Raw genomic sequence first — 8,640 nt, 5'->3', positions numbered from 1 at the left:
GGCCGGCCCGTCCGCATTGGCGCTGCCTGTCCGCTACCGCGAAAGGCCGGAATCGCGTTCCAGGATGGCCAGTCGGGTGGTGCGGACCCATCGTGGCAGAGATGTCGCCTGGCTCTTGACCTGGCCGTTCTCGATCGACGCGACCAGGCGCATGCGGGCTCGGCTGTTGTCCAGCAACCAGGTGCGGTCGGCCACAACGATGCCGGCGGGAAGGTTGGCCAGGCTGCGCTGGTACCGGCGGTGCACGTCGGCCGCCGGAACGTTGTGTCCACCGTCGGCGACACGAACGGCAATGCGGAAGACCGACACTGCCGACGCCTCGGTGCAGACGAACACCAGGTTGACCTTGTATCCGGCCGCCTTGGCGTCCCGCATCAGATTGAGTTCGCGAATTCCTGAAAAGGTGGTTTCAAGCGCGAAGCTTTGTCGCTGGGCGATCAACTGCCTTTGGCGTGTCAGCGCCTGTCGGCCGGCCTGGATGGCGATGTCGGGCGTGGCCGTCGGCAGGCCGGCCAACTCGCGGGCGATATCGTCGGGATTGACGACAGGAAGACGGCTGGCCAGGTGCTTCCTGGTCAGCGTGGTCTTGCCGGACCCATTGGGGCCGGCGACGATCCAAAGCTGGTACATCAGAGGTCGCGCAAGACGACTTCGCGATCATCCTGCAGGGCCACCAACTGGCGCCGGCCGTCGGGGAATTCCTTGACGATGGCGTCCGGGTAGCGATCGTCCATGTAATAGATCGACCGACCGGCCGCCAAGTGACGCTTGGCCTCGTCGCCCTGGTCATTGGCCAGGGCGCGAGTGAAGGCCGCCGCGAAATGGCGGTCGTCCGCTTCGGTCATCTTTTCGAAATCCACGGCAGCCATGTTCACGCTCCTGATGTTGTGGAAAGGGTATCTGATACGCGATGCACAAGTCAAAGGTGGGGGGGAACTTCAGGATCAGCGAACCTCGTCCCCCTTGGAGGCGAGTAGCATTTTTTCCAAAGTCACGTTCATCTTGACGAGCTCGACATAAGCGCTCGGGTCGTAGACGACATTATGTGGACGGGTATTGATCGCGATCACGATCAAAAGAAACACGACGACTGAGCGGAAAATGATCCTGCTGGTTTCTTCGGTCATGGTCATCACCTCGATAGTTGGTGTGTATCTTCAGAAGCGGGCAAGGAGATGGCCGACGCTCATGCTCATGCCAGCGAGGCCGTACATGGTGATGGCGAGGGCCACGGCGGCAGCGGCTCCGACGCCCCATCGCACCCACAGATTAGGGTGGTTCCCCCATTTCAACCACGCTGCAAGTCGAGACATGGCCGTTTCCTTCATCGCGTCGGCAAATACAGACATAGGCTTCTTTCCCCGGCCCGGACTTCCCAGACACCGGATAATGCCTGATGAAATTCGTCTTGGCCGACGAACTCGTGTGGAACCAGTACTGTGAGGCGCTTAGATTGAACGCCACCGGTCAGGAATAGAGGGACCGAGGCATAAACAACGCCGCGAAGGTCATTTCCCGCGAACTGCCACACGGTTTGATGCAAATAGGAAAAACCTGGGACAGGTCGGACAGCAAGCTTCGCTGGTGCGAGCGCAACATCACCGTAAGCGTCGTAGCTCAAGGCATCGGAAATACCTTCAAACGGGATGATGGCATCTGGTGGCTGTTGCGGATGCAGAAGCGAACAACTCGATTCCGCAACCGTCCCCACGACCGAGAGCACCATATCGTCCCGAATCAAGTCGGCCTGAACAGTACCGATCTGGGTGGCCACCAAGACGGCGGCATGGGCAAGGGTCTTCTTCATGTCGGTTCTCCGTTCTTTTCGGTGATGATGCCCGCCGCGATACCGGCGGCCAGGGCGGCGCTGTTGCGGTGCTGGTAGCCTTCGGCCAGCAGGGACTGCATCTCGGACCAGGCGGTGTCGGCCAGGGCCTCGGCCTGCGACGCACCATAGACATCGGCGGTGGCCAGGGCCTTCTGCAGGCGAAGCATGGCTGCGTTGTAACGATCCAGGGCCGCCAGGGCGGATCGATGGGCTTCCTCGGCATGGTGGTTGTGATAGGCGATCGCCTGAGCGGCACCGGGGCTGACCGTGTGTGTCGGCTGAGCGGCGGTCATGGCTGACGGTTCCGCCACAGGCGAAGGCCTTCGGCCATCCATTCATCTGTTGCCGGCGTGCGTCGTCGGTCTGGGTTCGAGTTGGAACCGGCAAAGCCCAGGAATAGCGCGACAATAATGGGAACCCACCAAAACGTGACGTAGCCGATGGCCGTCAAGATCACAACCCACGCCAACATCGGCAGACATCCGCAATCTTTGTTGTCCATCACTTCGCTCCCTTTTTGCGGGCGCCGGCTTTGGTCCGCTTGTCCTTCAATTCCTCGCGGGCGTTCGAGAATTCCCGGCACAGGTCGGTCAGGCCGCCCTTGGCCTTGCCGACCCGCCAGGCGTGAAGGGCCTTGGCCAAGGCCGGCCCCTTGCCCTTCCAGAAATTGTTGAAGGCCTGCTGGTGGTCGGTGCTGCAAAAGTCCTGATGCTTGTGCTTGCGGTCGAAGTCCCCGTCGCACCACAGACAGGTGCCCTTCGGCTTGTCGGCCGCGATCTGCTTGGATCGTTGACGCTTCGACCGCTCCCAAGCCTGGCGGCACTCGGCACAGCAACAGATTTGGTTGCGGCGCGGGTTGACCATCTGCGTCCCGCACCAGCGGCAATGCGTGGGGGCGGGGAGGCTGTTTTCCGGCTGCTGGGGTGCCGGCGGCTTCCCGCCGGCCTCCTGCGGCCTTGATTTGCGATCCGTGTACACGGGCTGCGAAACAAGGCTCATGGCTTGATCCTTTCACCCTGGACGGTACGGCGGAAGCTGGCTGCGAGTTGCAGGCCTGTAGCGGCGTCGGCTGGGCGCCCATCCAGGCGGGCTTGGCGGGCAGCGCCGATCTGATAGCGGGCATAGGCCAGAAAGGCGGCCTGGTGCATGGCCTGCAACGCGGGCTGGCGCCAATGATCGTAGACCTGGCCGTTGCGCGTGAACCGCCAGGCTTCATTGCTGTCGATCTTGGGAATATTGAACCGTCGGCCCTTGCCCTTTTCGAACCGGCGCTGAGGCTTCTGATGGATGGTCATGGTTTCAGCCCTCCCTGCGCGACATGATGATTTCCGTCAAGCTGGCGGCCCGGTGGGTCTGTCCGTGGTCCAGGGCATATTGGCGGGCCGTTTCCAAAGCCGGTTTCGTGTAAACGCTCGCGAAGATGATGCGGTGGTCGAGGGCGGCCAGTGTCATTCCCCGATAGTCGGCGTCCTTGTCATAGGTCTGCATGTTCGGTCCTCCCGAATGAGTGAGGCGATGCACCTGGTGAACGGCGCACCTTTTCCTCGTCGTGGAATCGGGGGTAGCAAGGGCAAGGATCGGGGGCCGGGCGGGGTAGCTCCCGAAACCCGGAGGGCGCGCAGCGATCCGCCTGCGGATTTTCGGGGCATCCCGGCCCCCGACGACGGGCAAAGCCCGGCGCTTGTCCATTGCCGGCGCGAGGGGCGGAACGCCCCTTAGCTTCTGGGCCGTCATGGTGACCGCCCCAGGCCGCACCAGCCCTGTTTCCGCCCGCCCTCGTAAGGCAGGGCAAGCTCGGCGCCGATCACCTGGCCGGCTAGGTCGCGGCCATCCTCCAGGGTGACAGTCGCCAGCAGGCGGCCGTAGCGGTCCCGGCCGATGTCGGACAGCAGGACCAGGCTACCTCGCGGCAACAAGGTTCGGACGAAGGCGGCGGCCTCGGCCGACCTCACCCGTTCGGCCTCGCATCTGGCGCGATCGCCCTTCTCGGGCGTGTCGAAATGGCGTGCCCGTACCGGCTCGCCGGCGGGGGCGCCGGCATGGCTGACCTGATAGGTGTCGCCATCGATCACCCACAAAATGCGGGCCGGCGTGGCCTGGGGCGAAGCCATTGAAACGACAGTGAAAAGTTTGACAGCCATCCCGACGAAGGCGGCGATGGTGATGATCTGGATCATAAACTTGCCGAGCTTCATGGCCGGTCCCTCCCGCCGGCCGCTGGCCACCGCTTGGTCATGGCCAGCCCTGGCGCCCGCCGGGAAGCGCGGATCGCCTGCAAGGTCGCCTCGGGGGCCGGCGCCTGGCGCCGATTGCGGCCCAGGATGCCAGACAGGTATTGCGCCCCGCTTTCCCGTATCTTGCCGCCCCGCCGCATCACCCCGGTTTTCAGCACAGCCAGGGCAGCGATCAGGCCGAACCGTGCCCGCCAGGTCCGCCACACCTGGGGCCAAAGGGTCGGGGCATAGGTTCGCTGCAGGCGGTCGCTGATCGCCATCAGCTCGTCGGCGGTTTCCGGTGAAGGTTCGTCCGGGGCGATATCGGGCAGGAAGGTTCTGGCCAGGTCGAGGGCCAACGCTTCATCCACACTCGATGGTGACGTGTCGGGTTCGGGCGGCTTCGCCACCTCGGTCCTGCCGAGCGACATACTTACCTCCCCTGATTGGGGGGAGGTCGGCGCCTGCAGGGCGACGGGAGGGCGCCGGCCAGGCGTCCGCTTTATCGACTTTCCGGGGGCCAATGAGGGGGATGTATGGGGTTGTTGATTTTCAACACCCCCGGAGGGTGCGCAATCTTTTGTACCCTCCCCCCTTCTCAACCACAACATGCGGGCCGCCTCGCGCAAAATCCCTTTCAGGCGATAGCTGTTGGCTTCGTTGCGGGCGTAGCCCAGGCGATTTTCGGTGACTTCCAGCAGCCCCAAGGCCCGCAGCTTGGTCTCTGCCGCCCGCTGGGTCGAAGGCCGCACGCCAGCACGGTTCTCCAATTCGGAACGGTAGGCGTCGAAACAGCCGCTGCCGCCACCCAGATACAGCAGCACGTCGATCAGGCAGGCCTCGGCGTCGGTCCAGGCCCATTGCGTCTGCAGCTTCCACGGCCAGCGGGCGCGGGCATGGGCGGCCCTGCGCTGCTGGATCATCCGCCGCGAGGGGCCGCGCCGGCGGGGCGCCTGCACCATCGGCGGCGGTGCCTCGATCTTCTCCTGGTATCGGTCGAGGCTCAGCCCGACCAAGCCCGGCGCAGCCTTGCGCCGACTTTCCGCCACCGCCGCAGCAAGGGCGGCCTTCATCATGTCACGCGCACTCGGCCTCACGGCCGTAGGTGTTGTGTCAAACGTCATCGCTCCTCCTTTCGGAGGGCGTGGGGATCACGACAGGAAAAAGGACAAGCCGGCCCGGCCGGAAAACACACGGTTTTCCGTTGACACTGCCACCTGCCACACGCTAAGAAAGTCGCTGCCAAGCGGATTTTCTTAGACGTGCAGCAGGTCGCTATCCCACTGGGTTAGCGGCCTTTTTGCTTTTACGTCATGGGGTTCCCCTCGCCTTCTCCCTTGCAAGCGTAACCTTGCGGACACCATGCGGTTGTGGTATCACAACCGATGATTCGGCGGGGGAAAGTGTTGGCGTCCCGGAAGGGAATCGAACCCTCGTCGTAAGCTTGGGAAGCTATTGACTTCCGTTCCCGAGCGGTCCCAATCGATCCATACTACGCTGATTTACCATGGTTTTATAGGCGCTGCATTCCCGGTCAATCCCGACAAAACCCGCATTTTCCCGATCATTGACTTACAAGAGCCTTACAAACTATCCTGCCGCCCACGTCGTAAGCTTTTTTGGCTTCCGTCGGAGAAGGCGAGGCAAATCATGAAGTTGAAGCTAAGCGCCGCGAAGCTCAAGACGCTCACCGTTCCCGAAGGCAAGTCGGGGGAATATTATTGGGATACCTCTCTTCCTGGATTCGGCGTGTATGTGGGCAAGACGGCCAAGACCTTCCTTGTTCAGTTCACCACCAGGGCAAGGGAGGAGAAGCGCCACAAGATCGGCCGCTCCGATGTGCTGACCTACGACGCCGCCCGCCAGGAGGCCTTTCGCATCCTTGGCGAGGTCCAGAGGGGCGCCGACCCCACCGCCGCCGTCAAGCAGGCCCGCCGAGAAGGCCCCCTGTCCAAAGAATTGATGACCTGGTTCGATGCTCACGCCCTGAAACCCACTACGCGGAAAACGTGGAGGTCTGTCATCAACAGCCACATCATTCCGACCCTCGGCACCCGCAAGCCTTCCACCATCAACAAGGCCGACATTCTGGCCGCGTATCGGGGCATCCAGGCCAAGAGCGGGCGGCAGGCCAATCAAGCCATCATCATCCTGTCGACCTTCTACAACCGGACCACGGACAGCGCCTTCAATCCGGCCTCCGACTTCCGCAACGACAAGTCCATCAGGAAGCACCGGGACGCGGAACGGGAGGTGGTCTTGACCCAAGATCAAGTGCGGGCGCTGCTGGCCGACTTCGATCAATCCCCCGCGCAGCAGAGCGCCGATGCTGGCCGCCTCCTTCTATATACGGGCGCCCGGATAGGAGAGATCCTTGCCCTCAAGTGGGAGGCTGCGAATCTCGCTCAGGGCACAATCACCATCCCCCACACCATGACCAAAGAGGCCAAGGATAAGGTTCTGCACCTCAGTCCGCGCGCTCAAGCAATCCTTGAGCGACGGCACAAGATCGCCGAGGAAGGGAATGAATACGTTTTCCCCGGCAGGTATGGAAAGGGGCATCAAGTTGTCATCAAGGCTTTTTGGGCGGCATCCTGCAAGCGGTGCGGGATCAAGGGTGTCCATATCCATGACCTCCGCGCCACCTACTCCACCCATCTCATTGCGAGCGGGGAAAGCGCCAAGGCCGTCGGCAAGACCATGGGACACGCGGACGCCAAGACAACAATGCGCTATGAGCGGATTGCCCAGGATCGGGCTAAGGCCATCGCAAGCAAAGTGGATGATCTCTTTTAGCCGTCAAAAAGATTGACAACAGCAGTCTTAGTGCTTAAAAAGATCATCCATTTTCATCAAGTGGCCCCACCGGGCGTTTGGGTTGCACCCAAAGTCCGGATGGCTGTCTCTAAGCGCAAAACACTGCTTTAAGCAACCGTCCTAGCCCCCAGGCAACGCGCAAAAGAGCCGCAGTCAACTGCCACACCACCCTGTCTTCGGCAAGTGGACACGCCAGGACAAACGGGAGACCGTTTGCCATGGTCACGCTGTCTGATGTCCTCTCCGAGTCCGCCGTCGCCAATATCCTCAATATCAGCACCAAGACCCTTCGCAACAAGCGCTCGCTTGGCGAGGGGCCTGCGTTTGTGCGCCCGCCTGGATCGCGCAAAGTCCTTTATCTGGCCGAGGACGTCGCCGCGTATCTGGACGCTGGCCGGGTCCGCCCTTAGGTCATGTTCCCTGTTCGATGAAATCGAACACCTACTCCGCACGGCGGGGAACGACGTTCCCCGTCCGACGCCTTCCGGCCTGCCGCGCCGCAAGTCTGCCTGTCCACCCCTAACACGGTCCCGCCCGGGCGGGAGTGGTGCGGGCTGGGGTGGATCGGATGGGCGCGGTGTGGCTCGCCCGCATCGGCGATGGCAGCTAAGCGGCTTGCAGTTGGCGCCTGTCTCTCCTAGTAGTGGCTGGGGTATTTGAAACGTTGGGGGCGCTTATGTGGGGCTGGCTTTCCGAGAACATGGGGTGGGCCGCTAAGTCCGAGATGAAGCGACTCGCTCACCTGTACTTCGCGCCCGAAGCCACGGAGCTTCCGGATTACGCAGACACCGCCATTGGCAGGGTTGCTGTTCCGTGGTTTCTCCGCGAACGCAAAACCATCCTCACCAATCTGGCTTCAACAATTGGCCACAAATACCCGCACGGCATCCCTCGTGAAATATCCAAGGATCTCCTGCCTGCCATCGTCATATTCATAGATTGTGGCGGAAATTATGAGTCCCTCCTGCTAGAAGCCGGGATTCCAACAACAAGTAATAACATTACACTTAACACGTCGGCGAACACCATTACATACCCGCACCTAACGGAATTCTGGCTTTGGCTTTCAAGCTACGAGATCGCGCGCTTTCTCTATTTCCAAAGGAAAGATTCAGCGAACTTCCGCGAAATCGCCCAGCACCTTGATACCTGCCGTGCGTTCAACAGGTACTGGGGGTATGGCAGCATGTATGCAGACCGCATGCTGAAGTATGCTATATCCACGGGCGTAGTGATGGAGAGCGGAAATAAACGCATTGGCAGCAGTGATGTGCCTATTTATGAGCTTATCTACCCGCTTGGGCTAAGACTCGCACACAGCAAATGGTGCAGAATACTTATTGAAGCACACAAGTTTGCACCATTCATGTCAATTTACCACGACAATCCGCTTCTTGGACTGCCTCACCGATTCGCCTTGTGGCTCGGGACTGTCATGCGGTGGGGCTATTTGCTCGGGAAGGCAACTGTGGGCTTGCTGGTTGTCCAGATTGCTCTAGGCGTGGTGGTGGGCCTTTTCTTTGCAGCCGTCGCGGGCTTCGCTGCCAACGTAGGTGCTTCACACTACTGGAGCGAGATATGCCCCGCGCTGGAGAATTACGGACTACCGCTCGACTGCCAAAACCACGCGGGCAATCGACGCGCACCGTGACAGAAATTCCCAACCCCAGTCACTGGCTGCCGAACAATAGTGCGGGCCGGAGTAATACCGGCGAACCTACGAAATGACCTGCTGGACCCAGGGCTGATAGCAGAGGCTTTTGACCCTGTCGCTGTCGGCGA

General features: G+C 61.4%; 15 protein-coding genes. 3 read left to right on the top strand and 12 right to left on the bottom strand.

Annotated features, from left to right (window positions below; genetic code table 11):
- Positions 1 to 33 precede the first annotated feature (33 nt).
- From A6A05_RS00185 to A6A05_RS00140, 12 genes are all read right to left on the bottom strand, one after another.
- Positions 34 to 630, bottom strand: coding sequence for an ATPase (locus A6A05_RS00185; RefSeq protein WP_068496284.1), 597 nt, complete (start codon positions 628 to 630; stop codon positions 34 to 36).
- Complete coding sequence (locus A6A05_RS00180; RefSeq protein WP_068496282.1) at positions 630 to 869, bottom strand: hypothetical protein; 240 nt, start codon at positions 867 to 869, stop codon at positions 630 to 632. The genes A6A05_RS00185 and A6A05_RS00180 overlap by 1 nt, the downstream gene beginning before the upstream one ends.
- 75 nt (positions 870 to 944) lie before the next feature.
- Positions 945 to 1,127: a hypothetical protein gene (locus A6A05_RS00175; RefSeq protein ID WP_156520817.1), complete on the bottom strand. Its 183-nt coding sequence runs from the start codon at positions 1,125 to 1,127 to the stop codon at positions 945 to 947.
- Between the two features lie 30 nt (positions 1,128 to 1,157).
- Positions 1,158 to 1,313: a hypothetical protein gene (locus A6A05_RS20490; protein ID WP_156520816.1), complete on the bottom strand. Its 156-nt coding sequence runs from the start codon at positions 1,311 to 1,313 to the stop codon at positions 1,158 to 1,160.
- A gap of 11 nt (positions 1,314 to 1,324) precedes the next feature.
- Positions 1,325 to 1,807: a hypothetical protein gene (locus tag A6A05_RS00170; RefSeq protein ID WP_068496278.1), complete on the bottom strand. Its 483-nt coding sequence runs from the start codon at positions 1,805 to 1,807 to the stop codon at positions 1,325 to 1,327.
- Complete coding sequence (locus tag A6A05_RS00165; protein WP_068496276.1) at positions 1,804 to 2,121, bottom strand: hypothetical protein; 318 nt, start codon at positions 2,119 to 2,121, stop codon at positions 1,804 to 1,806. Before A6A05_RS00165 ends, A6A05_RS00170 begins: the two co-directional genes overlap by 4 nt.
- Positions 2,118 to 2,330: a hypothetical protein gene (locus tag A6A05_RS20485; RefSeq protein ID WP_156520815.1), complete on the bottom strand. Its 213-nt coding sequence runs from the start codon at positions 2,328 to 2,330 to the stop codon at positions 2,118 to 2,120. Before A6A05_RS20485 ends, A6A05_RS00165 begins: the two co-directional genes overlap by 4 nt.
- Positions 2,330 to 2,692: a hypothetical protein gene (locus tag A6A05_RS00160; RefSeq protein ID WP_068496274.1), complete on the bottom strand. Its 363-nt coding sequence runs from the start codon at positions 2,690 to 2,692 to the stop codon at positions 2,330 to 2,332. Before A6A05_RS00160 ends, A6A05_RS20485 begins: the two co-directional genes overlap by 1 nt.
- Positions 2,693 to 2,823: 131 nt before the next feature.
- Complete coding sequence (locus tag A6A05_RS00155; RefSeq protein WP_068496272.1) at positions 2,824 to 3,123, bottom strand: hypothetical protein; 300 nt, start codon at positions 3,121 to 3,123, stop codon at positions 2,824 to 2,826.
- 4 nt (positions 3,124 to 3,127) lie between these two features.
- Positions 3,128 to 3,316, bottom strand: a complete 189-nt coding sequence (locus A6A05_RS20480; protein WP_156520814.1) for a hypothetical protein — start codon at positions 3,314 to 3,316, stop codon at positions 3,128 to 3,130.
- A 242-nt stretch (positions 3,317 to 3,558) separates the two neighbouring features.
- Entirely contained in the window at positions 3,559 to 4,023 is a 465-nt protein-coding gene (locus tag A6A05_RS00145) for a thermonuclease family protein (RefSeq protein ID WP_156520813.1), read from the bottom strand.
- Positions 4,020 to 5,117 (bottom strand): hypothetical protein, encoded by a 1,098-nt coding sequence (locus A6A05_RS00140; RefSeq protein WP_156520812.1) that lies wholly within the window; start codon positions 5,115 to 5,117, stop codon positions 4,020 to 4,022. Before A6A05_RS00140 ends, A6A05_RS00145 begins: the two co-directional genes overlap by 4 nt.
- 574 nt (positions 5,118 to 5,691) lie before the next feature.
- On the opposite strand from A6A05_RS00140, the gene A6A05_RS00135 reads away from it, so the two are divergent.
- The 3 genes from A6A05_RS00135 to A6A05_RS00125 all read left to right on the top strand — a co-directional run bounded on the left by A6A05_RS00135 (position 5,692) and on the right by A6A05_RS00125 (position 8,509).
- Positions 5,692 to 6,837, top strand: a complete 1,146-nt coding sequence (locus A6A05_RS00135) for a tyrosine-type recombinase/integrase (protein WP_068496260.1) — start codon at positions 5,692 to 5,694, stop codon at positions 6,835 to 6,837.
- Between the two features lie 239 nt (positions 6,838 to 7,076).
- Positions 7,077 to 7,268, top strand: coding sequence for a helix-turn-helix transcriptional regulator (locus A6A05_RS00130; RefSeq protein ID WP_068496258.1), 192 nt, complete (start codon positions 7,077 to 7,079; stop codon positions 7,266 to 7,268).
- Between the two features lie 266 nt (positions 7,269 to 7,534).
- A complete protein-coding gene (locus A6A05_RS00125; protein ID WP_068496256.1) occupies positions 7,535 to 8,509 on the top strand; it encodes a hypothetical protein in 975 nt (324 codons plus the stop codon).
- Positions 8,510 to 8,640: the final 131 nt, after the last annotated feature.

It is taken from the genome of Magnetospirillum moscoviense (assembly GCF_001650635.1).
GTDB lineage: Bacteria > Pseudomonadota > Alphaproteobacteria > Rhodospirillales > Magnetospirillaceae > Magnetospirillum > Magnetospirillum moscoviense.
This window is presented reverse-complemented; position numbering and strand designations above follow the sequence as displayed.